The following is a 24472-nucleotide window of genomic DNA, read 5'->3' on the forward strand; positions in this document are numbered from 1 at the left end:
TCAGGCGTCAGGCGTATCGCCGTCCGCCGAACATCGCGCCGAGCAGGCCAAAGATAAACGACGCGCCGCCCCACAGCACCGCAAAGCCGCCGCCGGCATAGACCAGCCCGTCAATGGTGGCGGGCACGGCGGGTTTAAACTGTTCGTAGACGGACAGAGTGATGTCTTTCATCTGGCTGCGCGCCAGGACCAGCGGGCGCACCATGTCGCTTGCGGCTTCAAGCTCGGCCATATGGGCGCTTAAAATCTCATAGCGTTCGACCGAGGAAACATAGGTGTCGCACAGCGCATCAAGAAGGCCTGTCGCGGTCCGGCATTCGCCCAGCGCGCGCTCGCGGCCATAGCCATATTGCGCGATATTGGCGTCGAACTCTTCCACCACGATTTCCAGTGAGTGAAGCTGGCCTTGAAGGTTCTGCATATATTGCAGCGTGAAACCCGGCCCCTGGCTGCCGATTACGGCGCCGGCAATGCCCAGCAGAAAAGCAAGAAAGCGTCCCATGCGCGTGTCCCCTCGACAGTCATTCCCCAGCCGTGAGTTTGGCTGATCGGGCCGCCAAAATCCATAGCGGCGAACGCCTTGGAAAGGTTGGGTTTTAGCGCGGGCGCCGGCGCGTGGCGGCGATTATCCCGCCGAGACCGGCGAGCATCAGCGGCAGCGCCCCCGGCAGGGGCGTCACCAGCACCGGCGGTTCCGGCGGACCGGTCGGGGGCCCTGTGGGAGGGCCGCTTGGAGGGCCGGATGGCGGGCCGGACGGAGGGCCCGCAGGCGGCCCTGACGGCGGGCCATCAGGCGGGCCTGAAATCGGCGGGGTGGCGGGCAGGCCGCCATAGCCGGGGATGAGAACCCCCGGAAAGCCGCCTGCCGGCGGGACCGTTCCGGGGCCGAGACCGCTTCCGCCGGGGGCCAGTCCCGGCGCCATGGCGAGGGCGAACGGGTCGCCGGGATAGGGATCGGCCGGACCCACGCCGGCGCCATCGCCCTGCGACAGGGCGCGGATCATCGCTTTTTGCAAGGGCGCATCGCCCTGACGGGGCGCGGATCGGGCGAGAATGCGAGGGCGTGCCGGCGCGGCGAGATGATTTTGCGCGACGAGATCGCCGCCGCCAGGCGCTTCGCCCGGCTGATAGGGGTGGCAGAACACTTCCCACAGCCCGCGGCGCTCGACGCCCGGATCGCCCGCGCCGCCGCAGCGGGCGCCGGCGCGCTGCGCCTTGACCAGGCTGGCGTAATCGGGGGCGGTATCTGTCTCGATCTGGGACGGATCAAGGCTGGCGCTGGCGAGATTTTCCCCGCGCGCTTTGCCCGCATAATAGGCCAGCGGCGCGCAAAGGCTCGTCACCATCGCCACATAGATGGTCAATGCGAGGGCGCTGCGGGTTGATAGGCGGCTTTTCATGCCGGTGCGGCTCCAAATTCTGTACTGGAGCCTTCAATTTTCGGGCCTTTTTTCCGGCTTTGCCGGGGCGGGGGCTGACAAGCGGCCAATTGAGGCCTATATAGCCAATCAAACGCTGTCAGATTTGATAAGCGGGCCCCGCGGGGCCCGCTTTTTCGTTACTAAAGGCCCTGTGCCGGAAAGCTTTTGCTTGCTGCTTGAAGATCGCCTTTTTGCTATGATCGAGCCGGTTGCTCAAACCGCCGGGTTTGAACTCGTGCGCGTACGCATCACCGGCGGTCAGACCAAGACGTTGCAAGTTATGGCGGAGCGTCCCGACCGGACCATGAGCGCATCCGATTGCGCGAAGCTGTCGCGGGCGCTGTCGCCAGTGCTCGATGACACGGACCCGATCGAAGGCAATTACACGCTGGAAGTTTCCTCGCCCGGCATCGACCGGCCGCTGGTGCGGCTGAAAGATTTCGAAGACTGGCAGGGATGGCCGGCGAAGCTTGAATTGAATCGTCTCGTCGAAGGCCGCAAGCGCTTTAAAGGCGTGGTCGCCGGCGTCGATGACGGCAAGGCCGCTTTCGATATTGAAGGCGAAGAAGATACGGCGCTGTTTCCGCTTGAGTGGATCGCCAGCGCCCAGCTTGTTCTGACCGATGAGCTGATACGCGAAACCATGAAGGCGGATAAACAGGCCCGCCAAACGACAGGAGAAAATGAGATGGAGTCCTCTCAATGAACGCGGTGAGCGCCAACAAACTGGAACTGATCCAGATCGCTGAGGCGGTGGCCCGTGAAAAATCCATCGACAAATCGCTCGTCATCGAGGCGATGGAAGACGCGCTGGCGCGCGCCGCGCGCACCCGTTACGGCCATGAAACTTTGGTCAAAGCGGAGATCAATCCGAAAACCGGCGAAACCAAATTGTGGCGCCTGCTCGAAGTGATCGAGGAAGTCGAGAACGACCAGACGCAGATGGCCCTGTCCGAAGCGCTGCACCGCAATCCGGAAGCGGAAGTCGGCGACTTCATGTCCGAGCCTTTGCCGCCGATCGATTTCGGCCGTCAGGCCGCCATGGGCGCGAAACAGGTGATCACGCAGAAAGTGCGCGAAGCCGAACGCGACCGTCAGTATGAAGACTTTAAAGACCGCCTTGGTGAAATCATCAACGGCATCATCAAGCGCGTTGAATATGGTCATGTGATTGTCGATCTCGGCAAGGCCGAAGCGATCATCCGCCGCGACCAGCAATTGCCGCGCGAGAATTACCGCAATGGCGATCGCGTGCGCGCTTACATCATGGATGTGCGCCGCGAAACGCGCGGGCCGCAGATATTCCTGTCGCGCTCGCACCCGCAATTCATGGCCAAGCTGTTCGAACAGGAAGTGCCGGAAGTCTATGACGGCGTCATTGAGATCAAGGCCGTCGCCCGCGATCCGGGCAGCCGCGCCAAGATCGGCGTGTTCTCCAACGATCCCGGCATTGACCCGGTCGGCGCTTGCGTCGGCATGAGAGGCTCGCGGGTTCAAGCCGTGGTCAACGAACTTGGCGGCGAGAAAATCGACATCGTGCCGTGGAACGACAATGAAGCCACTTTCGTCGTTAACGCGCTTGCGCCGGCGGAAGTCACCAAGGTCGTTCTCGACGAAGATCTCAAACGCATCGAAGTCGTGGTGCCGGACGAGCAATTGTCGCTCGCCATTGGCCGCCGCGGCCAGAATGTGCGTCTCGCTTCGCAACTGACCGGTTATGAAATCGACATCATGACCGAGGAAGAAGAAAGCACGAAGCGCCAGGAAGAATTCAAGGTGCGCACCGAGCTGTTCATGGCGGGCCTTGATGTGGACGACATGATGGCCGGCCTGCTGGTTTCCGAGGGCTTCTCCAAGATCGAGGAGATCGCCTTTGTTGAAATCGAAGAGCTGATCGACATTGATGGTCTCGATGAAGAAACCGCGCAGGAGCTTCAGGCTCGCGGCCGCGATTTCATCGAGGCGGAGAATAAAAAGCTTGATGAGCGCCGCAAGGAATTGGGCGTTTCCGACGACATCCTCGAGATGGACGGGCTTGATCTGAAAATGATCGTCACGCTTGGCGAAAACGATGTGAAGTCGGTCGAAGATCTCGCCGGCTGCGCCACCGACGACCTCACCGGCTGGACCGAGCGGGTTGATGGCGAGCGCAAACATTATGACGGCATGCTTGAGGCATACAAAATCACTGCGGAAGACGCGGAAGATTTGATCATGCGCGCGCGTCTGCAAGCCGGCTGGGTGACCCAGGAAGATCTCGACGCCATGAAGGCTGCTGAAGAAGCCGCCGCGGCGGAGGAGGCCGAGGCTGCCGCCGGCGAGTAAAAGGACTGAGCCGGAGCGGCGCTGCGTGGCTTCAGGCGCGGCGCTGACGCCGGAGACGGGGTTGCGTTTCGTCTTGTCGCCGGAAGGCGAACTGGCGCCGGATTTCACCGGCAAGCTGCCGGGACGCGGCGCCTGGCTGACGCCGGATCGGGCGCTGCTTGAGATGGCGCTGAAGAAAGGCGCTTTCGCCCGGTCTTTCCGGGAGGGCGTGAAGGCGCCGGCGGATATCGCCGCGCGGATTGAGGCGGGGCTCGCCAGATTGGCGTTGTCCGCGCTGGGACTGGCGCGCCGGGCCGGTGATGTGGTGACGGGCTTTGAAAAAACCCGCGCCATGCTGGCGGAGAAATCCGCCGCGGTGCTGGTCAATGCCGCCGATGGCGGTGAAGACGGACGCCGCAAGCTCGCAAATCTGGCGGGCGATGCGGTGGTGGTTGAGGTGTTTGCGGAGGCTGAGCTTGCCGCCGCGCTGGGCCGGGACGGGCCGACGGTTCATGTGGGCGTGAAAGCCGGACCGGCGGCGCAGCGTTTCCTGAAGGAGACGAGGCGCCTCGAAGGATTTCGAAGCGGCGCATAAAGCCGCATGAACGTAGGGGTTCGCTGTGGACCCCGGCCTCTTGGGGCTGTATGTCGAAGGCGGTTTTCGCGCGGGACAATGGGTCCCGAGCGCGATGACCGAGAAGAAGGCGCCGCCGCGCGGCGCATTTGGAGATTGGATGAGCGACGACGTCGAAACTGAAACCAGCAAACCGCGCCGGCCATTGACCTTGCGCCGCACGGAAACGGGCGCCGTGAAGCAGAGCTTCAGCCATGGCCGCTCGAAGACGGTGGTTGTTGAAACGAAAAAGCGCCGCGTCCTCACTCCGAAAAAGGATGAGGGCGCCGCCAAGACCGCTGCGGTGGAAGCGCCTGAGAAAAAGGCTGCTGAACCCAAAGCTGCGCCCGCTCCGGCCAAAGCTGCGCCGGCCAAGCCCGCCGCCAAAGCGGCCCCTGCGCGTCAGGCGCCGTCGCGCGATGCTGAAGACAAGCGCAAAGGCGCAGTGCTCAGAACCCTGTCCAATGACGAGAAGCAGGCGCGCGCCATCGCGCTGGCGAAGTCGCGCAAGGACAAAGCCGAACGCGACAAGCGTGAATCCGCAGAGCGCGCCGAACGAGAAGCGCGCGAGGCCGAAGAGCGTTCGCGTCTCGATGAAGAGCGCCGCCGCATCGCCCTTGAAGAAGAAAAACGCGCCCGCGAAGCCGAAGAGCGCCGCAAGGCGGAAGAAGCTGCGCGTGAAGCGCTGGAAGAAGAAGAGCTGGAGCGCAAAAAGCGCAACGCCGCGAAAACCGATGCGCGCGCCAAGGGCCGCGAAGATGTCGAAGCGCGCGCGCCTGACGCCGCCGAAGCCGACAATCCGCTGGCGCAACTTGGCGGCCGCCTGAAATCAAAACGCAAAGGCGCGGGCGGTGATGATCGCCGTGAGGCCGGCAAGGCCAAAGAAGCGCCGCGCCGCCGTTCCGGCAAGCTGACCATCGCGAATGCGCTGGACGATGAAGAGCGGCAACGGTCACTGGCTTCCGTGAAGCGCGCCCGCGAACGCGAAAAACTGGCCCGCCAGCAGCGCGGCGGCGGCGACCGGGTTGTCCGCGATGTGACGATCCCCGAGATCATCACGGTGCAGGATCTTGCCGCGCGTATGTCCATGCGCGCCGTCGAGCTCATCAAGGAATTGATGAACCAGGGCCAGATGGTCACCGCGAACACGACCCTCGACGCCGATACGGCGCAACTGATCGCCGAAGATTTCGGCCACACGGTCAAGCGCGTTGCTGAATCCGACGTTGAAGAAGGTCTCGACGGCGCTGTAGACGCCGAAGACGATCTGAAGCCGCGGCCGCCGGTCGTGACCATTATGGGTCACGTCGACCACGGTAAAACCTCGCTGCTTGACGCTTTGCGCCAGACCGATGTGGTCGCCGGCGAAGCGGGCGGCATCACCCAGCATATCGGCGCCTATCAGGTGACGCTGGATGGCGATCGCAAGGTCACTTTCCTCGATACGCCGGGCCACGCCGCCTTCACCCAGATGCGCGCGCGCGGCGCTTCCGTCACCGACATCATCATCCTGGTGGTGGCGGCGGACGATTCCATCATGCCGCAGACCGAAGAAGCGATCAGCCACGCCAAAGCGGCGGGCGTGCCGATCATTGTCGCCATCAACAAGGTCGACAAGCCGGACGCCAATCCGCAGAAAGTGCGCACCGATCTCCTGCAACATGAGATCCAGGTCGAAAGCATGGGCGGCGACGTTCAGGACGTTGAAGTCTCTGCGCTGAAGAAAATGAATCTCGACGGTCTTCTCGAAGCCATCCTGCTGCAGGCTGAACTTCTCGACCTCAAGGCCAATCCGAAACGCGCGGCGAATGGCGCGGTGGTTGAAGCCCGTCTCGACAAGGGTCGCGGCGCGGTTGCGACTTTGCTGGTCGAGCGCGGCACCTTGAAACGCGGCGACATTGTCGTGGTCGGCTCCGAATGGGGCAAGGTCCGCGCCATGACCGACGACAAGGGCAAGACGATTGACGCGGCCGGTCCCGCTTTCCCGGCGGAAATGCTGGGCCTTAACGGCGTGCCGGAGCCGGGCGATACGTTCAACGTGGTCGACTCGGAAGCGAAAGCCCGCGAGATCGCGGAATTCCGTCATCGCCAGCGCCGCGAAAAAGCCGCCGCCAAAACCTCGGGCACTTCGCTCGAGCAGATGATGGCGCAGCTTCAGGACTCCGAGATCAAGGAACTGCCGATCGTCATCAAGGGCGACGTGCAAGGCTCGATCGAGGCGATTGTCGGCTCGCTGGAGAAATTCTCCACCGAAGAAGTCCGCGTGCGCGTCTTGCATACGGGCGTCGGCGCGATTTCCGAAAGCGACGTCATTCTCGCCGAAGCGTCATCGGCGCCGGTCATCGGCTTCAACGTCCGCGCCAACAAGCAGGCGCGCGAAGAAGCTGAGCGTTCGAAAGTCGAGATCCGCTATTATTCGGTGATCTACAATCTGATCGACGACATCAAGGCGACGCTTTCCGGCATGCTCGATCCGGAACTGCGCGAGACATTCCTCGGCAATGCGGAAATCCTGGAAGTGTTCAACATTTCCAAGCACGGCAAAGTCGCCGGTTGCCGCGTCACCGAAGGCCAGGTCAAGCGCGGCGCGAAAGTCCGCCTCATCCGCGACAACGTCGTCATCCACGAAGGCGAGCTGTCGCAGCTCAAGCGCTTCAAGGACGATGTGCAAGAGGTGCCGTCAGGTCAGGAATGCGGCATGAGCTTCGCCAATTACGAAGACATGCGCCCCGGCGACGTGATCGAGTGCTTCTCGGTTGAGAAGATCACCCGTACGCTATAACCCACCGGCCGGAGATGGTGATGCTCCGTCTTCTCGATCCCGACCGCGACGGTCCCGCGCTGCATGCTGTCTTCGGCGATGAAGAAAGCTGCACCTTTCTCGCCGACCCGGCTGCGCCGTCTGTGGCGGAGACCGTCCGTCTGCTGAATGACTGGGGCGTCAATGATACGACATGGGTGATCGTCGAAGACCCCGAAGGCGACGCGCTGGGCCGGGCGACGCTGATCCCGCGCGCCCGCAATATCTGGGAAATCGGCATCATGATGTGCCCGGCGGCGCGAGCGCGCGGCCTTGCGGCGAAAGCCTTGCGGGTGATCATCGATGAAGGATTTGACCAGCGCGGCGCAAGGCGCATCTTCGCCGATATTGACGAGGACAACGCCGCTTCGATCCGCCTGTTCGAACGGCTAGGGTTTGCGCGCGAAGGCTTGCTGCGCGCCAATTGGCAGACCCATATCGGCGTCCGCCACTCCGTCATTATGGGGCTTGTCGACACCGACCCGCGGCCATGGAAAGCGCCGCGTTAACCGCGAATTCCCTGTAGCGGGGGCTTTTTATTGCGCCCCCAAGGATTATCTTCGCCCCATGAGCAGTCGTTTCACCAGTCAAAAGGGCCCGTCCCAGCGCCAGCTTCGCGCCGGCGAGTTAATCCGTCACGCCCTGTCGGAAATCCTCCAGCGCGAGCCCTTGCGCGATCCCGCCTTGCAAGGGGTTTCGGTCACCATCAGCGAAGTGCGCGCCTCGCCCGATCTCAAACAGGCGAGCGTTTACGCTGCGCCCTTGGGCGGCGGTCAGGAAGATGAAGTGATCGCCGGGCTTAATCGCGTCGCGCCTTATCTGCGCGGCCTGCTCGGCAAGAAGATCGAATTGAAGTTCACGCCGGCGCTGAAATTCCGCCGCGATGAAACCTTCGCCGAAGCGCAGAAGATTGACGCGCTGCTCGCCCGGCCGGACGTCGCCCGCGACCTTGAAAAAGACTAGCGCCCGCACGGCCCGCTCCTTCTCGTAACGCTTGACCTTCGCCGCCGGACCTGTTTGAAGGCGCAACGCACCCGTTCCGCCGTCCAATCCGGCGCGGGGAGTTACAGGACCCAAGTACCAAGAGACATCGAAGGAGCCCCCTGATGGGCAGACGGCGCAATAAAAAAGGCCGGCCGATTTCCGGCTGGCTGATCATCGACAAGGCCTATGATTTCGGCTCGACCGAGGCCGTCTCCAAAGCGAAATGGCTGTTTCAGGCGCAAAAAGCCGGTCACGCCGGCACGCTCGATCCGCTGGCGACGGGCGTCTTGCCGATTGCGTTCGGCGAGGCGACCAAGACATCGGCCTATGTGATGGATGCGCAAAAGCATTACCGTTTCACCGCCCATTGGGGCGAGGCGCGCGCCACCGATGATGCGGAAGGCGACGTCATCGCGACCTCCGACAAGCGCCCGACCCGCGAAGAACTTGAGGCGGTGCTTGCCGATTTCACCGGCGAGATCGAACAGGTGCCGCCGCAATTCTCCGCGATCAAGGTCGCCGGCGAACGCGCCTATGACATCGCCCGCGACGGCGAGGAAGTGAAGCTCGAGCCGCGTCAGGTGATGATCTATGATCTGCGCGTGGTCGACACGCCTTCCGCCGATGAAACCGTGTTCGAGGCCGTGACCGGCAAGGGCGCTTATGTGCGCGCGCTGGTGCGCGACATGGCCCGCGCCGTCGGCACGCAAGGTTATGTGAGCGAATTGCGCCGCCTCGCCGTCGGGCCGCTGCGCGCTGAAAACGGGATCACGCTGGCAGAGCTTGAAGCGATGGAAACGGTGGAGGAGCGCGACGCCGCGCTGCTGCCGATCATCGATGCGCTTTCGGACATGAAGCAGGCGGCGATTGATGGTCCGCAGGCGGATAAATTGCGCCGCGGCCAGCCGGCGGTGATTTCGCCCGCAACCGCCAAGGGCGTGCGCGGCGAAATTGCGGGAAACATCGAGGGCGTGCTCGCGGTCATGCATGACGAAGCGGTCGCGATCTGCGAGCTGGACGGGTTGAAGCTAAAGCCCACCCGCGTGTTCAACGCCTGATCCGGGCATCTCGCTCGCACGTTGCGCCTTTGCCTCGCGTCCAGGCCCCGCAAAGGCCATTTTCGCTCCCAAACCTGTCCTTTTTCGGCGAGACAGGCCGGAATTTTTCCGGTAGCGTTTGGGCTGGGGAAATGAAGGGGAATTCTATGCGTAAGATGTTTGCTGCGATGATGGCGCTCGGCCTTGTGGCTGGTGCGGGGGCTGCGCCTGCTGTCGCGCAGAATAATTTCGCCGCGCCGCAAGTGCGCAATGGCGTTTCAGCCAATGAGATCGTAACGCTTTTCGCCGGTGTCGGCATGGCCGGACAGATTGTCGGCGCCAGCGACGGCGACCAATTGGTCGAGCTGACATCGCCGGAAGGATTCGTCATGTATGTGGCGCTTTCGCGCTGCGCCAGCCAGGCGTCGTCTTCGCCCTGCGTGCAGGTGCAGCCCTATTCGATTTTTGAGGGCCATGGTCTGAGCTTCTCCCATGTGAATGACTTCAACTTCCAGAGGTCGAACATCGCGACGCTGATGATGATGCCGGACGGGCGGGCGTTGCTCGGCCTGAAACTGTTGCTCGATGGCGGTTTCACCATGAGCAATTTCGGCATCAATATGGGCACCTATATGTATGACGTGGCGAAGCTGCTTGAAGGCGCGCCGGGCGATGCGGCGACCAATGTCGCCTATCAGCCGCAACCGGCGTTCGGTCCGGCGCCGGGGGTGATCCCGGCGCCCGCCGCGCAGCCTAACGGGTTTGATGTGGATATGGCCGGCGCCATGCGCGCCGCCGCCGCATTGGGCGGCGATCGCAAGCCCGGCGCGCGCGACTGATTTTCTATTCGGCGATCCGCCAGGCGGTCACCGTGCCCGCGCGCCAGTTCGGGACGATGACGGTGTCGCCGTAAATGTTGAGATCGTTCTGGCTGATCCCCGCTTCGCGCGTATCCAGCAATTGCGTCTTTTCACCGGCTGGCGAGACATAAAAAATTTCGCCGGGCACGGTGGAAACGAGCCAGCCGCCGCCGGGAACCAGCCCGACTCCGTCGGCGGGCGCCATGCCGTTGGCGATCTCCGTCAGCCCGCCTTGCTGGTCCGCCATATAGAGGGAGCCGGTGTCCATGGTGACGATATACATGACATCGCCGGCGCCGAGCACGCCATTGACCTTGCCGAGCCGGTCGTCGTTGATCCACGCCGTCGCCGCGCCATCCTCGATTTTCAGCACAGTATTGGTGAGTGAATCCGACACATACACCACGCCGTTCCAGACAGTGGCGTCGTTCAGAAATTTCGCGCCGTCGACTTCAATGTCGCCCTTCGCCTCGCCGCTCGCCGCGTCGAAAGTCCGCACCCGGTCGATATCGGCGACGTAAAGAACGCCGTCCAGCACCGCCATGCCCTTTGGCGCATCGAACCCGTCTGCAAAGCGCTCATTGACGATCCCGCCATTGGCGTCGATCAGCGAAACCCAGCCCTCGCCATCCTTGGCCGCGCCTTCGCCCGCGACATTTGAAATGAAATAGCCGCCGCCCGGGGCTTCGGCTGCGCCTTCCGGCGAGGAAAAGCCCTCCGCGACCCATAATTGCTCTAGCGTCGGCGCTGTGTGCGCTTCGGTTTGCGCCTCTTGCGTATCGCTCGGCGCGGAGCAGGCGGTGGCGAACAGGATAAAGGCCGGGGCGGCGAAACGCATGTCATTCCTCACTCATGATTGGATCGCGCCAAGTGTTGGCGCGCTTGCGGCTAATCGCAAGTATGCCCGTCAAAAAACTTGACGCGCGCCGCCGCATTTGCGGCGTTTCCTAATTTGAGCAAGTGACGGATTTTTACCGAAAATTCAGCACATTCGCGCTCCGGAGAAGAATTTGTTTACCAAGTTTTGCGTATCTGGCCGATCAATACCGGAGCGCCAAAGTGTTTGTAAAAATCTACGCCTGCATCACGGAACAGCATGATTTCAGGTTGATTCTTGTTGCGTTGGCGATTTGCGCGCTGGGATGTAGCGCGGCGATCAGCATTTCCGGCCGGGCGCAAGCCACGCAAGGGCTTTCGCGCCTGCGCTGGCTGACGCTTGCGGGCTTTTGCGCGGGGTCCGGCATTTGGGCGACGCATTTCACTGCAATGATTGCGTATGAATATGCGATTTCATCCGGCATCGGATTGTGGCAGACCGCGATTTCCTGGGTATTGGCGGTGATAGTCTCCTTCCTCGCTTTCAGCGCGCATACTTATTTAAAAGGCGCGCCCGGAAAACTTTTCGCCAGTCTGATTTTCGTCATTGCGGTCGGCTCCATGCACTACACCGGCATGTCCGCATACCGGACCAGCGCGGTGCTGTCCTGGGACTACAATCTTGTCGCCTTTTCTCTGGGCGTTTGTTTTGCGCTGAGCGCCGCGTTCTTTTTCAGCTTTAAGCCGGGCGCCAGAACCCTGCGCATGATCGGCAGCATGATCGCCATGCTGACCGCAATTTGCGCCCTGCATTTTTCCGGCATGGCGGCGCTGACCATGGCGCCGATCGACAATGCGTCGAGCACAGAGTTGATCCTGCGCGGCGATATGCTTGACGTCAGTATTCTCGGACTGACGGTGCTGGTGGTGGTGACCGGGCTGAGCGCCGCGAATTTCGACCGCCGCATGGCGGTGCAAAAAGAGCAGGAAGCGCAGCAGCTTCGCGCGCTGGCGGATCAGTTGCGGATTGAAAAGGAGCGCGCCGAAGCGGCGACCCTCGCCAAGTCGGAATTTCTGGCCAATATGAGCCATGAAATCCGTACGCCAATGAATGGCGTCATCGGCATGGCCGAAGTGCTGGTGGGCATGGACCTGACGCCAAAGCAGCGCGAAATCGCGGAAGTCATTATTTCTTCCGGGGAATCGCTGCTGACCATCATCAACGATATTCTCGATTTCTCAAAAATCGAGGCCGGCCAGCTAGAGCTGTATGCGGAAGGTTTTGACCTGCGCAAGCTGATGGAGGATACGGCGACCCTGTTTGCCGGTCAGTGCGACCAGAAGGGGATCGACATTTGCGTTCGGTATGATCCCACTCTGCCGGAGCGATTTCTCGGCGACGCCGGCCGCGTGCGCCAGGTCATCACCAATTATGTGAACAACGCGGTGAAATTCACCGAAGCCGGTCATGTGCTGATCCATGCGCGTCCGGCGGGCGATGGCGAGGGATCAGGCGTGCGCTTGTCGGTTGAAGATTCCGGCGTCGGCATCAAGGAAGACAAAATTTCGACCGTGTTCGACAAATTCACGCAAGCGGACATGTCGAGCACAAGGCGCTTTCAGGGCACCGGGCTCGGATTGGCGATCACCAAAGGCCTCGTCGAAACCATGGGCGGCTCGGTTGGTCTTGAAAGCGAATTTGGCGTGGGCACGAAATTCTGGGCGGATTTGCCGCTGGAAAAGGACGCCTATGAAGCGCCGCCGGTGCAGCTGGCGGATATCGCCGGCGCCCGCGTGCTCATCGTCGATGACAATCTGGTCAATCGCCAGGTGCTGAAAGAATATGCCGAGCAATGGGGCGTCTCCACCGTCGCCTGCGCCAGCGTGCGTGAGGCGCTCGCGGTTCTGGAAAAATCCGCCGCCCGCGGGGAAGGCTTCGACCTCATCATTTCCGACTTCCAGATGCCCGAGCAGAATGGCGAAGATTTCGCTATCGCGGTGCGCGCCAGCGAGCAATGGCGGAACACGCCCTTCATCATCCTCTCATCCGTCGGGGATCAGTATGCGCTCGAAAAGCGCCTCAACGGGCAAATCAGCGCGTGGCTCAGCAAGCCGGTCAGCGCCGGTCATTTGCGCCGGGTGATCTCGGAAACCGTGAGCCGCGGCCGGGCCGAAGCCGCCCATGCGGCCGGGGACGCCAAGTCCAGGGAGCCTGCGCCAGATCCGGCGGCGAAAACGGTGCTGCCGCCCATGCGGGTGCTGCTGGCGGAGGATAATCTGGTCAATCAGATGGTCCTGAAAACGCTGCTGGCGAGCGAGCCGGTGGAGGTTGAAACCGCCATGGATGGGGCGCTTGCGGTGGAGGCCTGGCGGCGGTTCCAGCCGGACGTCATCATCATGGACGTCTCGATGCCGAATATGAACGGATTTGAGGCGACCGCCCAAATCCGCGAGATGGAGGCGGCTGAAAAGCTTGCCCCAACGCCGATTATCGCTGCTACGGCCTATGCGCTGGACAGCGATGAAGGGCGCTGTCTGGCGGCCGGAATGGACGATTATCTCTCAAAACCCATCAAGCCCGAGCCATTGAAGGCGATATTGCTAAAATGGAGCCAGCCCGCCCGCCCAGAGCGGCTTTCGGGCGCTGTCCGGGCCGTGTAATTAGGCCCCGGCGGGGCGTATCCCAGCCTTGCATCGGCGGCTCTTTTCCCCCATAAGCCGCCCAATTCCATGACCTTGCTGGACGGCGTCCCGGCGAGGCCGTTATTTCAGCGACGTCGCGGAGAAGATCATATGTCGATTACGGCTGGCCGTAAGGCTGAACTCATCAAAAAATTCGCCCTTAAAGCTGACGACACCGGCTCGCCGGAAGTCCAGGTTGCGATCCTGTCAGAGCGCATTGCAAACCTCACAGAGCACTTCAAAGAGCACAAGAAAGACAACCATTCGCGCCGCGGTCTGTTGAAGATGGTTTCTCAGCGCCGCCGGCTGCTGGACTATGTTAAGCGCGGCGACGAAGCCCGCTACCAGAAGCTGATCGAAGAACTCGGTCTGCGCCGCTAAGCTATCAGCCGCGTGCGCTCTGAACGGGCGCATGCGGAAACGCCCCCAAATCTGGCCCGGCCAGGAGACGCCTTTATGAAATTTTCCGGAACCTCAGCAATCATCACTGGCGGCGCATCAGGTCTTGGCGCCGCAACCGCTGAGGCGCTGGCGAAGGAAGGCGTGAAAGTCGCGCTGTTCGACCTCAATGAGGAAAAAGGCGAAGCGCTGGCCAAGCAATTGGGCGGCGTTTTCTGCAAGACCAATGTCGCCGATGAAGACAGCGTGACCGCGTCGATTGCGAAAGCGGTCAGCGCCCATGGAACGCCGTCGATCCTCGTTAATTGCGCGGGCGTCGGCACGGCCGAGAAAACCCTCGGCAAGAACGGCGTTCACAGTCTCGACCATTACAAGCGCGTCATCGACATCAATCTCGTCGGCACTTTCAATTGCATCCGCCTGGTTGCGGCGGAGATGGAAAAGAATGACTGCCAAGCGGATGGCGAACGCGGCGTCATCATCAACACCGCTTCGGTCGCCGCTTATGACGGCCAGATCGGGCAGGCGGCCTATTCCGCCTCCAAGGCCGGGATCGTCGGCATGACTTTGCCGATTGCGCGCGACCTGATGAATATCGGCATTCGCGTCAACACGATTGCGCCGGGCATTTTCTGGACGCCGATGATGGCGGGCATGGACCAGAAGGTTCAGGATGCGCTCGCCGCCATGATCCCGTTTCCCAAACGCCTTGGCAAACCGGAAGAATACGCATCACTGGCGATGGAGATCTGTCGCAATGTGATGATGAACGGTGAAACAATTCGGCTCGATGGAGCCATCAGAATGCAGCCGAGATAAGGCAAGCGCCGCCCCAGACGGGCGGCGCAATTGCTTTCGGCTTCATATCCACGGCGTCTTGCGATCCGCGTAAGGCGCATTACGAGAAGAGAAAAGAAAACATGTTTAATATCACGAAAAAATCGATTGAATGGGGCGGCCGCACGCTGACCCTGGAAACAGGACGCATTGCACGCCAGGCCGATGGCGCCGTACTCGCCACTTATGGCGACACGACTGTGCTTGCCGCTGTCACCGCTGCGAAAGAACCGAACCCGAATTTCGATTTCTTTCCGCTTACTGTGCATTATCAAGAGCGTTATTACGCCGCTGGCCGCGTGCCGGGCGGATATTTCAAACGCGAAGCGCGCCCGACTGAAAAAGAAACGCTGACCTCGCGTCTTATCGACCGTCCGGTTCGCCCGCTTTTCGTCAAAGGCTTCAAAAACGAAGTGCTCGTCGTGGCGCAGGTGCTGAGCCATGATCTTGAAAACGATCCCGATGTCGTGGCGATGATTGCGGTCTCCGCAGCGCTGACGATTTCCGGCGTGCCGTTCATGGGCCCGATTGGCGCAGCGCGCGTCGGCTACATCAATGGCGAATATGTGCTGAACCCGACCATCGACGAGATGCCGGAAACCCAGCTCGATCTGGTCATGGCCGGCACGTCCGACGCCGTGATGATGGTGGAATCGGAAGCCAAGGAGCTTTCCGAGGAAGTCATGCTCGGCTCTGTCGCCTTTGGTCACAAAGCAGCGAAAGAAGCCATCGGCCTGATCATCGATTTCGCCGAAGAATCCGCGAAAGACGCCTGGGACTTCACCCCGGCTGACCATTCCGAACATGAAGGCAAAATTCGCGCACTGGTCGAATCCGATCTGCGTGAAGCCTATAAAACGACCGTCAAGCAGGACCGGGTTGAGAAAATCAACGCGGCGAAAGCCAAGGCGATTGAAGCTTTCTGCGGCGAAGAAGACGAGAACGCCTTGTCGAAATCCGTTGTCGGCGGATTGTTCAAGTCGATCGAAGCAGACATCGTCCGCAACGGCATTCTCGATACGGGCAGCCGTATTGACGGACGCGACACCAAAACGGTTCGCCCGATTGTCGCCGAAGCCGGCATCCTGCCGCGCACCCATGGCTCGTCGCTGTTTACGCGCGGCGAAACCCAGGCGATGGTCGTCGCCACGCTCGGCACCGGCGAAGATGAGCAGTTCATCGACGCGCTGGCCGGCACCTACAAAGAACAATTCCTGCTGCATTATAACTTCCCGCCATATTCGGTCGGCGAAGTGGGCCGCATGGGCTTTACCGGCCGCCGCGAAATCGGCCACGGCAAGCTCGCATGGCGCGCTTTGAAAGCGGTTATTCCGAGCCAGGAAGAATTCCCTTATGTGATCCGTCTTGTGTCGGAAATCACCGAGTCGAACGGCTCGTCGTCCATGGCGACGGTTTGCGGCGGTTCGCTGGCGATGATGGATGGCGGCGTGCCGATCAAGCGTCCGGTGGCGGGCATCGCCATGGGCCTCATCCTTGAGGGCGAACGCTTTGCGGTTCTGTCCGACATTCTCGGCGATGAAGATCACCTTGGCGACATGGACTTCAAAGTCGCCGGCACCGATCAGGGCGTCACATCGTTGCAGATGGACATCAAGATCGCCGGCATCACCGAGGAGATCATGCAGGTCGCCCTCGATCAGGCCAAAGACGGCCGCATGCACATTCTCGGCGAAATGTCGAAAGCGCTCGACAGCTCCCGCGCTGACCTCGGCGATTATGCGCCGCGGATCGAAACCATGCAGATCCCGAAAGACAAAATCCGCGATGTCATCGGTTCAGGCGGCAAGGTTATCCGTCAGATCGTTGAAGAGACCGGCGCCAAGATCAATGTCGATGATGAGGGCCTGATCAAGATCGCCTCCAGCGACAAAGAGAAAATCGACGCGGCGTATAAATGGATTCACTCCATTGTCGCCGAGCCGGAAGTTGGCGAGATCTACAAAGGCAAGGTCGTGAAAACGATGGACTTCGGCGCCTTTGTGAATTTCTTCGGCGCGCGCGACGGGCTGGTGCATATTTCTCAGCTGTCTGACGGCCGTCCGGAAAAAACCACGGATGTGGTCAAGGAAGGCGATGAAGTCTTTGTGAAGCTTCTCGGCTTTGACGACCGCGGCAAGGTTCGCCTGTCGATGAAAATCGTCGATCAGGAAACTGGCAAGGAAATCGAACGCAGCGAATAAGCGTTCATGTAATCGAAGAAAAAAGGGGACCGTTTCGGTCCCCTTTTTTTGTTCTAGTTGTTGCTGCGGAATGATCTTTCCGATGGCGGTTCCGAAGGCGGCGTGGCGGAAAGGCCCGGCTCCGGCTCCTGACAGATCACCTTGTAATTCGCCTCGTCCGACTTGGAGACAGCGCTTTGCGGCGACACGATTTCAATCCGGTACCAGCCTGAATGCTCTCCCTCGGCCTTGGCGCCGGCGAGCGAGCTCGCGCCCGCTCTGGAAGGCGGATCCGAAGGCGGCGGCGCCGTGGTTTCAAAGGCGGGGCCTGACGGGTCCGGACGCGGGCCTTGAATGGAGAGCCCGCGCGGCGCGTCGGAAGAGCCCGGCGGCGGCGTTGTCAGACCGCCCGTGCTGTCTTCGCCAAATGTGTGCTTGAACGCAATGTCGCCCGGCTCCAGCCCGGAGCGGACCCGCACCGAGCGGATCGGGCTCAAGCTTCCGTCACTGCCGCGAATGCGATAGCGCACCGTGCCCGCGCCTTGCCCGGAAATCCGGCCGTTGAATTTCACCGTACGCGGACAAACCCCGGCGACTAGCTTTGGCTGCGCCTCCAGGGCGACGGCGGTGATGGTGAAGCCGGCGGTCAGGCTGGCGGAGGCCGGTTCGGGCGGCGTCACCTTGGCGCTGCAATTGACCGGCAGCTCAAGACTGACAGAAAGCTCGCCCGTATCTGAAGATTCAAATCCGGAAAAATTATCATAGATGCCGGGGTTGCTCGTATTGCGCTCATATCTGCCGGCGAGGCATTTGCCTTTCAGCTTTGCGCCGACGCCGGTCATGAAGCGCCGGTCTGCGCTGCGGAACGGATAGATCGTGCCGACTTGGCTCATCGCGGTTTTTGCGCTCATGCCGGGACTTGCGGCCCGTAGCTGGCTGGCTTTGTTGTTGCAGGCGTTCAGCGCGATTTCAGTGATTTCCGCTTGCTGCGATTGCGATGCGTCGTTCCAGTAAAACAGGTCCACTTCGCCGCTATTGGAATCGAGCAAGCCCTGGGTCTCCTCCAGTTCCTGAAACCAGCTTCCTTCAAACCGGAGCTCTTTCAACTGCGCCGGCGCCAGCATGTAGTTTCCGTTGGGCGTGTATCCCCCGCTGGGGCATTTATATTCCGCCGACATGCGCCAGGGTGACAGGTTCCCGAGACGCAGGCGCGCATCCGTGAAGGTTTGGCCGTCGGAAGAGGTGACGATCACCGCGGGGCGGTTCGGAAATTTCTGTTTGAGTTTCGCCTTCATAAGCCGAAGCGGCTGGTCGTAATTATCATCCGCGTTTTCTTCCGCATAAGCGGCGGGCGCTGTCGCCGCTCCGACAAGGAGCGCAAGCGCGGACCCCGCCAGCAGGCGGGCGGTCATTTTCCGGTGTGAAGTCATCTTTCCCCCTTCACGATTACTAGTGATGCTCGTGTGGCTATCCTTCCTTTGTGGCGGCAAAAGGTCAATTCGGCGCCGCGCTGCTGCGGGGCGGGCTGTCATGATCTGGAAGAGGCGGCGCTATGTTCGTTCGGGGTTTTCAGACCGGCAGAGCGGGGAAACCGGATGCAGTTAGTAAGCGCTTGAATTGATTGCCGAAATGAATAAAAGCGGCTTCTGTGGCAAACCGGCGCCGGTTTTCTTTTTTTAACCGGCGATAGTTGCTGCAAGGCTATGGCGAAGGACGGGGCGGGGCTACACTGCGACCTGCTTGGCTCATTTGAAGGGGAATTGAGCATGCGTGATTTCCGGCAAGTAATTCTCGTGACATCGGCTCTCGCCGCTTCGGCGATGCTGGTCTCCTGTGGCGAGCGCGGCGGCGAGACGCCCAAGACCGGCGCCCAGCAACAAGAAGCGCCGGCGGAAGCCGCGCCGCTTTCCGCCAATGAACAGCTTGCGGCGATGGCCGACCGCCATGCGCGCGAAGTGCTCGCCGCCGCGCCGGAATTTGCGACCTTGCTCGGCGTCGGCGCCGATATGGCGGGCGAGGGGTTTGCGGCGCGCCTTGGCGGTTATGGCTTTGAAGCGAATGAACGAGTGCGGTCGCTGAACGAGGACTTCCTGCAGGAGATCCGCAGCCTCGACCGCGATGCGCTGACGGGCCAGGCGCTGGTTACCTATGACGTGTTGCGCGACGCCTATCAGACCGGCGCCAGGCGCAACCAGTTTTCCTTCGGCGGCGGCGCGCCCTTCGCCTCGGCCAGTCCCTATCTGGTGACGCAGCTTTCCGGCCCGCATCTTTTCCTGCCGCGCCTGATGCTCACGCAGCATCCGATCGAAAGCTATCAGGATGCGGAGGATTATATTTCGCGGCTCGGGGAATTCAGCCGCGCCTTTGACGAAACGGTGGAGACCGTCAGCGGCGATGCGGCATTGCTGGTGACGCCGCCGGCCTTTGCGATTGAGGGCGCGCTGAATTCAATCGCCGGTTTCACCGCCGCGCCGCCGGCGGAAAACCCGCTGGCGAAAAGCTTTGCCGCAAGGCTTGAGGCGGTTGAGGGTTTGTCCGCGGATGAGCGCGCCGATCTGGCGGCCCGCGCCGTGTCGCAGGTCGAACAGAATGTTTATCCCGCCTATGCGCGGCTGGCGGCGGCGCTGGAAAATCTCAAAGTGCAGGCCGGGCCCGATGCGGGCATCTGGCGCCTCGGCGATGAGGGTGCGGCGTTCTACGCCCATGCGCTTTCGGCCTATGGCGCGGGCGGCATGACCCCCGATGAAGTCCATGATCTCGGCCTTGCGGAAGTGGAGAGGATTTCCGCTGAGATGGATGCGATCCTGAAGGCGCAAGGTCTGTCGCAAGGCTCCGTCGCGGAACGCTTCGCCGCCATCGGCCAGCGCCCCGGCATGCGCTACGCCAATGATGATGCAGGGCGTGAAGAATTGCTGGCCGATCTTAATGATCAGATCACTGACGTCATGGCGCGCTCGGGCGACTGGTTCGGCACGCTGCCCAGCCAGCCGGTCGAAGTGCGGCGCATTCCGGTCTATGAACAGGATTCCTCGCCGGGCGGATATTATTCTGCGGCGCCGCTCGATGGGTCGCGGCCCGGCATTTACTGGATCAATCTGAAAAACACCGCCGACTGGCCGAAGCACATGCTGAAGACGCTGACCTATCACGAGGCGGCGCCGGGCCATCATTTCATGCGCTCGCTGGAGCGTTCGGCGGGGCTTCCGGTTATTCGCAACATGTTGGGCTATTCGGAATTTTCCGAAGGCTGGGCGCTTTACGCCGAACAGCTCGCGGCGGAAATGGCGCTCTATGCGGACGATCCGCTGGGCGATCTCGGCAGGCTGCAATCGGAATTGTTCCGCGCCGCGCGGCTGGTTGTCGATACGGGACTGCACCACAAGCAATGGTCCCGCGAACAGGCGATCGACTATATGCAGGGGATCACAGGCGATACGCGCGATCAGGTGACCCGCGAGGTGGAGCGCTATGCGGTCTGGCCGGGACAGGCCTGCTCCTACAAGCTCGGCATGATGAAGATCAACGAATTGCGCCAGCGCGCTGAAGAAGCGCTCGGGCCGGATTTCGACATCCGCGAATTCCATGACGAAGTGCTGATGACCGGGGCCATGCCGCTCCCTGTGCTGGAGCGCAAAATCAACCGCTGGATCAAGGAAAAGACCGGCGAATAGCGGCGTGGCGACGCGCCATCTTGATTGCGACGTCCTAACCGCTAATCTCTCTTGTGGAAAAAGCGAGGGCGCCAGTGGCCACGAGCACGCAACAGACCGGCCGTCCCTATGAATGGCTGAGCGAGGAAGACCGCAAGATGGTGGAAACGCCGTCCTGGTCGAAAGGCGCGCAGATCGCGCTGGTGCATTTCGCCGCCTATTTCGCAACGCTCTATCTCGCCATCGGGCCGTTCCCGCTTGCGGTGAATTTGCTCGCCGGAATCGCCAATGGCTTTTGTCTCGGCCTGCTTTTCATCATCGGCCATGACTGCGTGCACAAATGCTATTTCCCGCCGCTGCGCGCCAACCAGATTATGGGGCGCATCGCGTTTCTGCCGTCGGCTCATTCGGCGAGCCTGTGGGAGGCGGGGCATAATCGCTTTCATCACGGCAAGACCAATTTCAAAGGCGTCGATTATGTCTGGACGCCCATGTCGCTGGCGGAATATCGCGCCGCCTCGCCGCTACGCCGGTTTGTCGAGCGGCTTAATCGCGGATTGCCGGGACAGTTTTTCAACTATCCGCTGAGCATCTGGCTTCCGAAACAGATCCTGCCTGTCGCGCCGGAAGTGCGCGCGCAGTGGAAGCGTTATTTCTGGGATTCCGTGCTGGTGGTTGTTGGCCATGGCGCGATCATCGCGGCGATCTTGATGCTTGGAAAATTCTGGCAGCCCGAGCGCAGCCTGCTGGCGATCTTTGCTATCGCCTGGGTTGTGCCGATGATCGTCTGGAACTTCCTCGCTTCGTTCAGTTTCTATCTGCACCACGCCCATGAAGACGGTCACTGGTTCGACAAGCCGGAAGAATGGTCGTTTTATCAGTCCTGCATCGAAGGCACGACGCATCTTGAAATCCCCTCGCTGAAATGGCTCGGGCTTTATTACAATGTGATGGAGCACACCGCCCATCACGCGCTGTCCACCATCCCGATCTATCATCTCGACAAGGCCGGAAAATTACTGCGCGCCCATTATGGCGATGCGGTGACGGCCTATGAGTTTTCTTTCCGCGACTATTTCCGCATCCTGCGCGCCTGCAAGCTATATGATTATGAAAATCATCAGTGGACGGATTTCGACGGAAACGCCACCGGCCCGGCGTTGAGCGAACGTCGCGAGCCGGCGGCGCTCGCGGCGGAATAAACTACGCGCCCGGCGCCCAGCCCTTCGGGGCCATTTCAAAGCCTGAAAATTCAAATCCCGGCGACACGGTGCAGCCGACCAGCGTCCAGTCCCCGAGGCTTTGGGCCGCCTGCCAGCAGAACGGCGCGAGCGCGATTTGCGGCGCCTGGTTGCTGGCGAGATCGGGACCGAGGACGACGTCACGCGCTGTCTTTCCGTCTTCGGACAGTGAAAGCTGCAAGGGCGCGCCGGCGTAATAATGCCAGATTTCGGTCGCATCGACGCGGTGCCAGTGGGATCGCTCTCCGGCTTTCAGGAGGTAATAGATCGCGGTGCCGCTAGCGCGCTCACCGTCTTTCGCATCCGCGCGCCAAGTCTCTTTGAACCAGCCGCCCTCTGGGTGGGGCGCAAGCTTCAGCTTGGCGATGATTTCGTCAGCGGTCACGCGCCGGCGACGTCCGGCACGGCGACGGCGTGGAAGCCCGCATCCACATGCAGCACTTCCCCGGCGCAGGAAAAGCCGAGATCGGACAGAAGATAGAGCGCGGAACCCGCGACGCCTTCCATCGAGGTGTCTTCTTTCAGCAGCGACCATTCGCGGCCCGTGGACATCAACTGGCGACCGCCGGTGATGCCGGCCATGGCCAGCGTTTTCATCGGCCCGGCGGAGATTGCGTTGACGCGAATGCCTTTCGGCCCGAGATCGCGCGCCACATAGCGCATGGAGGCTTCAAGCGCGGCCTTGGCGACGCCCATGACATTGTAATTCGGCACGATGCGTTCAGAGCCGAGATAGGTGAGGGTGATCATCGAGCCGCCATCAGGCATGATCTCAGCCGAGCGGCGCGCTGCATCGACAAAAGAAAACGCCGACACATCCATCGTGTCCTTGAAATTCTGGCGCGTGGTGTTTTCAACGAAAGAGCCTTTCAGCGCTTCCTTGTCGGTGAAGGCGATGGCGTGCACCAGAAAGTCGATCTTGCCCCATTTGTCTTTGATTTCGGCGAAGGCCTTATCCATGTCTTCGTCGCTCATCACGTCGGCCTGAACGAGAAATTCAACGCCGATTGAGTCTGCAAGCTGGCGCACCCGGCCTTCCATGGCGGGAACATAGGAAAAGGCGATCTCCGCGCCCTGCGCCGCCAATTGCTGCGCGATGCCCCAGGCGATGGAGTTTTTATTAGCGACGCCCATGATCAGGCCGCGCTTGCCCTTCATCAGATCGCCCTTCGGAAAGGTGGTTTCGGCGCTCATAATGTGTCGTCCCTTACTGGCGCGGGGCTTACGCGCCGCGGAGATTGATCACCATGATGGTGAGAATGAAATAGGCGAGCCAGACAAATGCGTAAACGCCGAAGCGCGTCGCTTGCGGTTGCTTTCGCACTACGGGCAGAATCAGACGAAACCACCACAGGCCGAGGCTTGCGATCACCGCAGCCACAAATCCCGCGCCGATCATCTGTTCGTTCACGCCCTAGACCCGTGAGACCACGAGGCAGCCATTGGTGCCGCCAAAGCCGAAGCTGTTGGTGAGGAAAGTGTCGATTTTCGCATTATCGACGCGTTCGCGAATGACCGGCAGGTCAGCGAATTCCGGATCGATATTTTCAATATGCGCTGAGGCGGCGAGAAATTTGTCGCGCATCATGATCAGCCCATAGACCAGCTCCTGCGCGCCGACCGCGCCGAGCGAGTGGCCGGTCAGCGATTTGGTCGAGGAGAAGGGCGGAATTTCCGAGCCGAACACTTCGCGGATCGCTTGCGTCTCTTTCTGATCGCCCACCGGGGTCGAGGTGCCGTGCGGGTTCACATAATCGATGGACTGGCGAACCGTCTCCAGCGCGCCGCGCATGCAGCGCACTGCGCCTTCGCCGGAAAGCTGCACCATGTCATAGCCGTCGGAATTGGCGAAATAGCCGACGATCTCGCCGAGAATATTGGCGCCGCGTTTTTTCGCATGCTCATATTCTTCGAGCACGACAGTCGCCGCGCCGCCGGCGATGACGAAGCCGTCGCGGTCTTTGTCATAGGCGCGGCTGGCGGTTGCGGGATGGTCGTTGTGTCCGGTCGACATGGCGCCCATGGCGTCGAAAATATTGGCGAGCGTCCAGTCGAGTTCCTCGCCGCCGCCGGCGAAGACGATGTCCTGCTTGCCCCACATGATCTGTTCCGCCGCCGCGCCGATGCAATGCACCGATGTCGCGCAGGCTGAAGAGATTGAATAATTGACGCCCAAAATCTTGAACGGCACGGCGAGCGTGGCGGAATTGGTCGACGCCATGGCTTTCGGCACGACGGTCGGGCCGATTTTCTTGGTGGCGCCGGTGGCGCGCGTGATGTCGGCGGCTTCGACGATGGCCTTTGTCGACGGCCCGCCGGAGCCCATGATGATGCCGGTCATCGGATGGCTGACCTGGTCATCGGTAAGGCCGGATTGCTCCAGCGCTTCCTTCATGGCGAGATAGTTCCAGCCCGCGCCTTCGCCCATGAAACGGCGGGTGCGGCGGTCAAGAACCTCTTCGATTTTCACTGATGGCCGCGCCGACACCTGGCACTTGAAGCCGTGCTCGGCGAAGCTCGGATCATGAGCAATGCCCGAGCGTCCCTCCATGAGAGATGCTTTGACTTCCTCAACATTGGCGCCGATGGAAGCGACAACCCCCATACCGGTAATGACTACGCGCCGCATAAATATCCTTTCGTCATCT

22 protein-coding genes are annotated in these 24472 nt (G+C 61.2%); 14 read left to right on the forward strand and 8 right to left on the reverse strand.

Going from position 1 to position 24472, the window contains the following annotated elements; translation table 11 throughout:
• Positions 1-7: 7 nt before the first annotated feature.
• Together AC0L8G_RS03270 and AC0L8G_RS03275 are read right to left on the reverse strand one after the other, a co-directional pair.
• Positions 8-502 carry a DUF2937 family protein gene (locus AC0L8G_RS03270; RefSeq protein ID WP_473386746.1) on the reverse strand — a complete coding sequence of 165 codons (495 nt, stop codon included), beginning with the start codon at positions 500-502 and terminating at the stop codon, positions 8-10.
• A gap of 94 nt (positions 503-596) precedes the next feature.
• Positions 597-1400, reverse strand: coding sequence for a hypothetical protein (locus AC0L8G_RS03275; protein WP_473386748.1), 804 nt, complete (start codon positions 1398-1400; stop codon positions 597-599).
• Positions 1401-1617: 217 nt separating this feature from the next.
• Between AC0L8G_RS03275 and rimP the strand changes: the two genes are divergently transcribed.
• The 8 genes from rimP (at position 1618) to AC0L8G_RS03315 (ending at position 9998) form a co-directional block, all read left to right on the forward strand.
• Complete coding sequence (rimP, locus tag AC0L8G_RS03280; RefSeq protein WP_473386750.1) at positions 1618-2127, forward strand: ribosome maturation factor RimP; 510 nt, start codon at positions 1618-1620, stop codon at positions 2125-2127.
• Complete coding sequence (gene nusA / locus AC0L8G_RS03285; protein WP_473386752.1) at positions 2124-3746, forward strand: transcription termination factor NusA; 1623 nt, start codon at positions 2124-2126, stop codon at positions 3744-3746. Before rimP ends, nusA begins: the two co-directional genes overlap by 4 nt.
• Before the next feature lie 25 nt (positions 3747-3771).
• Positions 3772-4320, forward strand: a complete 549-nt coding sequence (locus tag AC0L8G_RS03290; RefSeq protein WP_473386754.1) for a DUF448 domain-containing protein — start codon at positions 3772-3774, stop codon at positions 4318-4320.
• Between the two features lie 139 nt (positions 4321-4459).
• Positions 4460-7120: a translation initiation factor IF-2 gene (infB, locus tag AC0L8G_RS03295; protein WP_473386755.1), complete on the forward strand. Its 2661-nt coding sequence runs from the start codon at positions 4460-4462 to the stop codon at positions 7118-7120.
• Positions 7121-7140: 20 nt separating this feature from the next.
• On the forward strand, positions 7141-7647 hold the full coding sequence (locus AC0L8G_RS03300) for a GNAT family N-acetyltransferase (protein ID WP_473386757.1): 507 nt from the start codon (positions 7141-7143) through the stop codon (positions 7645-7647).
• Positions 7648-7705: 58 nt separating this feature from the next.
• Positions 7706-8101 carry a 30S ribosome-binding factor RbfA gene (gene rbfA, locus AC0L8G_RS03305; RefSeq protein WP_473386759.1) on the forward strand — a complete coding sequence of 132 codons (396 nt, stop codon included), beginning with the start codon at positions 7706-7708 and terminating at the stop codon, positions 8099-8101.
• Between the two features lie 143 nt (positions 8102-8244).
• On the forward strand, positions 8245-9180 hold the full coding sequence (gene truB, locus AC0L8G_RS03310; RefSeq protein ID WP_473386761.1) for a tRNA pseudouridine(55) synthase TruB: 936 nt from the start codon (positions 8245-8247) through the stop codon (positions 9178-9180).
• A 146-nt stretch (positions 9181-9326) separates the two neighbouring features.
• The gene (locus AC0L8G_RS03315; RefSeq protein WP_473386762.1) at positions 9327-9998 is read left to right on the forward strand and encodes a hypothetical protein; all 672 of its coding nucleotides are present in this window, start codon (positions 9327-9329) and stop codon (positions 9996-9998) included.
• Positions 9999-10002: 4 nt separating this feature from the next.
• On the opposite strand, the gene AC0L8G_RS03320 is transcribed toward AC0L8G_RS03315, so the two are convergent.
• On the reverse strand, positions 10003-10857 hold the full coding sequence (locus AC0L8G_RS03320; RefSeq protein ID WP_473386764.1) for an NHL repeat-containing protein: 855 nt from the start codon (positions 10855-10857) through the stop codon (positions 10003-10005).
• A 221-nt stretch (positions 10858-11078) separates the two neighbouring features.
• Here AC0L8G_RS03320 and AC0L8G_RS03325 point away from each other — a divergent pair, with 221 nt between their 5' ends.
• From AC0L8G_RS03325 to pnp, 4 genes are all read left to right on the forward strand, one after another.
• Positions 11079-13496: a response regulator gene (locus AC0L8G_RS03325; RefSeq protein WP_473386766.1), complete on the forward strand. Its 2418-nt coding sequence runs from the start codon at positions 11079-11081 to the stop codon at positions 13494-13496.
• Positions 13497-13565: 69 nt separating this feature from the next.
• Entirely contained in the window at positions 13566-13898 is a 333-nt protein-coding gene (gene rpsO, locus AC0L8G_RS03330; protein ID WP_473386769.1) for a 30S ribosomal protein S15, read from the forward strand.
• 75 nt (positions 13899-13973) lie between these two features.
• Positions 13974-14735 (forward strand): 3-hydroxyacyl-CoA dehydrogenase, encoded by a 762-nt coding sequence (locus tag AC0L8G_RS03335; RefSeq protein ID WP_473386772.1) that lies wholly within the window; start codon positions 13974-13976, stop codon positions 14733-14735.
• A gap of 101 nt (positions 14736-14836) precedes the next feature.
• Entirely contained in the window at positions 14837-16954 is a 2118-nt protein-coding gene (gene pnp / locus AC0L8G_RS03340) for a polyribonucleotide nucleotidyltransferase (protein WP_473386774.1), read from the forward strand.
• A 53-nt stretch (positions 16955-17007) separates the two neighbouring features.
• Here the strand turns inward: pnp and AC0L8G_RS03345 are convergent, their stop codons facing one another.
• On the reverse strand, positions 17008-18363 hold the full coding sequence (locus AC0L8G_RS03345; RefSeq protein WP_473386775.1) for a hypothetical protein: 1356 nt from the start codon (positions 18361-18363) through the stop codon (positions 17008-17010).
• Positions 18364-18699: 336 nt separating this feature from the next.
• Here AC0L8G_RS03345 and AC0L8G_RS03350 point away from each other — a divergent pair, with 336 nt between their 5' ends.
• Both AC0L8G_RS03350 and AC0L8G_RS03355 read left to right on the forward strand, forming a co-directional pair.
• Positions 18700-20604, forward strand: a complete 1905-nt coding sequence (locus AC0L8G_RS03350) for a DUF885 domain-containing protein (protein ID WP_473386777.1) — start codon at positions 18700-18702, stop codon at positions 20602-20604.
• Between the two features lie 74 nt (positions 20605-20678).
• Positions 20679-21785: a fatty acid desaturase gene (locus tag AC0L8G_RS03355; protein WP_473386780.1), complete on the forward strand. Its 1107-nt coding sequence runs from the start codon at positions 20679-20681 to the stop codon at positions 21783-21785.
• 1 nt (position 21786) lies between these two features.
• On the opposite strand, the gene AC0L8G_RS03360 is transcribed toward AC0L8G_RS03355, so the two are convergent.
• From AC0L8G_RS03360 to fabB, 4 genes are read right to left on the reverse strand one after another with little or no spacing between them, the layout of a single operon-like run.
• Entirely contained in the window at positions 21787-22209 is a 423-nt protein-coding gene (locus AC0L8G_RS03360) for a cupin domain-containing protein (protein ID WP_473386783.1), read from the reverse strand.
• The gene (locus AC0L8G_RS03365; RefSeq protein WP_473386787.1) at positions 22206-23018 is read right to left on the reverse strand and encodes an enoyl-ACP reductase FabI; all 813 of its coding nucleotides are present in this window, start codon (positions 23016-23018) and stop codon (positions 22206-22208) included. Before AC0L8G_RS03365 ends, AC0L8G_RS03360 begins: the two co-directional genes overlap by 4 nt.
• Positions 23019-23046: 28 nt before the next feature.
• Positions 23047-23235, reverse strand: coding sequence for a hypothetical protein (locus AC0L8G_RS03370; RefSeq protein WP_473386789.1), 189 nt, complete (start codon positions 23233-23235; stop codon positions 23047-23049).
• A 3-nt stretch (positions 23236-23238) separates the two neighbouring features.
• On the reverse strand, positions 23239-24453 hold the full coding sequence (gene fabB / locus AC0L8G_RS03375; protein ID WP_473386791.1) for a beta-ketoacyl-ACP synthase I: 1215 nt from the start codon (positions 24451-24453) through the stop codon (positions 23239-23241).
• Positions 24454-24472: the final 19 nt, after the last annotated feature.

Source organism: Hyphococcus sp. D3-15 (assembly GCF_055809375.1).

Excerpts from the sequence above, each read along its gene's own strand:
- AC0L8G_RS03270 (WP_473386746.1), bottom strand. The coding sequence starts at position 502 with ATGGGACGCTTTCTTGCTTTTCTGCTGGGCATTGCCGGCGCCGTAATC.
- AC0L8G_RS03275 (WP_473386748.1), bottom strand. The coding sequence starts at position 1,400 with ATGAAAAGCCGCCTATCAACCCGCAGCGCCCTCGCATTGACCATCTAT.
- rimP (WP_473386750.1), top strand. The coding sequence starts at position 1,618 with ATGATCGAGCCGGTTGCTCAAACCGCCGGGTTTGAACTCGTGCGCGTA.
- nusA (WP_473386752.1), top strand. The coding sequence starts at position 2,124 with ATGAACGCGGTGAGCGCCAACAAACTGGAACTGATCCAGATCGCTGAG.
- infB (WP_473386755.1), top strand. The coding sequence starts at position 4,460 with ATGAGCGACGACGTCGAAACTGAAACCAGCAAACCGCGCCGGCCATTG.
- AC0L8G_RS03300 (WP_473386757.1), top strand. The coding sequence starts at position 7,141 with ATGCTCCGTCTTCTCGATCCCGACCGCGACGGTCCCGCGCTGCATGCT.
- rbfA (WP_473386759.1), top strand. The coding sequence starts at position 7,706 with ATGAGCAGTCGTTTCACCAGTCAAAAGGGCCCGTCCCAGCGCCAGCTT.
- truB (WP_473386761.1), top strand. The coding sequence starts at position 8,245 with ATGGGCAGACGGCGCAATAAAAAAGGCCGGCCGATTTCCGGCTGGCTG.
- AC0L8G_RS03315 (WP_473386762.1), top strand. The coding sequence starts at position 9,327 with ATGCGTAAGATGTTTGCTGCGATGATGGCGCTCGGCCTTGTGGCTGGT.
- AC0L8G_RS03320 (WP_473386764.1), bottom strand. The coding sequence starts at position 10,857 with ATGCGTTTCGCCGCCCCGGCCTTTATCCTGTTCGCCACCGCCTGCTCC.
- rpsO (WP_473386769.1), top strand. The coding sequence starts at position 13,566 with ATGACCTTGCTGGACGGCGTCCCGGCGAGGCCGTTATTTCAGCGACGT.
- AC0L8G_RS03335 (WP_473386772.1), top strand. The coding sequence starts at position 13,974 with ATGAAATTTTCCGGAACCTCAGCAATCATCACTGGCGGCGCATCAGGT.
- pnp (WP_473386774.1), top strand. The coding sequence starts at position 14,837 with ATGTTTAATATCACGAAAAAATCGATTGAATGGGGCGGCCGCACGCTG.
- AC0L8G_RS03345 (WP_473386775.1), bottom strand. The coding sequence starts at position 18,363 with ATGACTTCACACCGGAAAATGACCGCCCGCCTGCTGGCGGGGTCCGCG.
- AC0L8G_RS03350 (WP_473386777.1), top strand. The coding sequence starts at position 18,700 with ATGCGTGATTTCCGGCAAGTAATTCTCGTGACATCGGCTCTCGCCGCT.
- AC0L8G_RS03365 (WP_473386787.1), bottom strand. The coding sequence starts at position 23,018 with ATGAGCGCCGAAACCACCTTTCCGAAGGGCGATCTGATGAAGGGCAAG.
- fabB (WP_473386791.1), bottom strand. The coding sequence starts at position 24,453 with ATGCGGCGCGTAGTCATTACCGGTATGGGGGTTGTCGCTTCCATCGGC.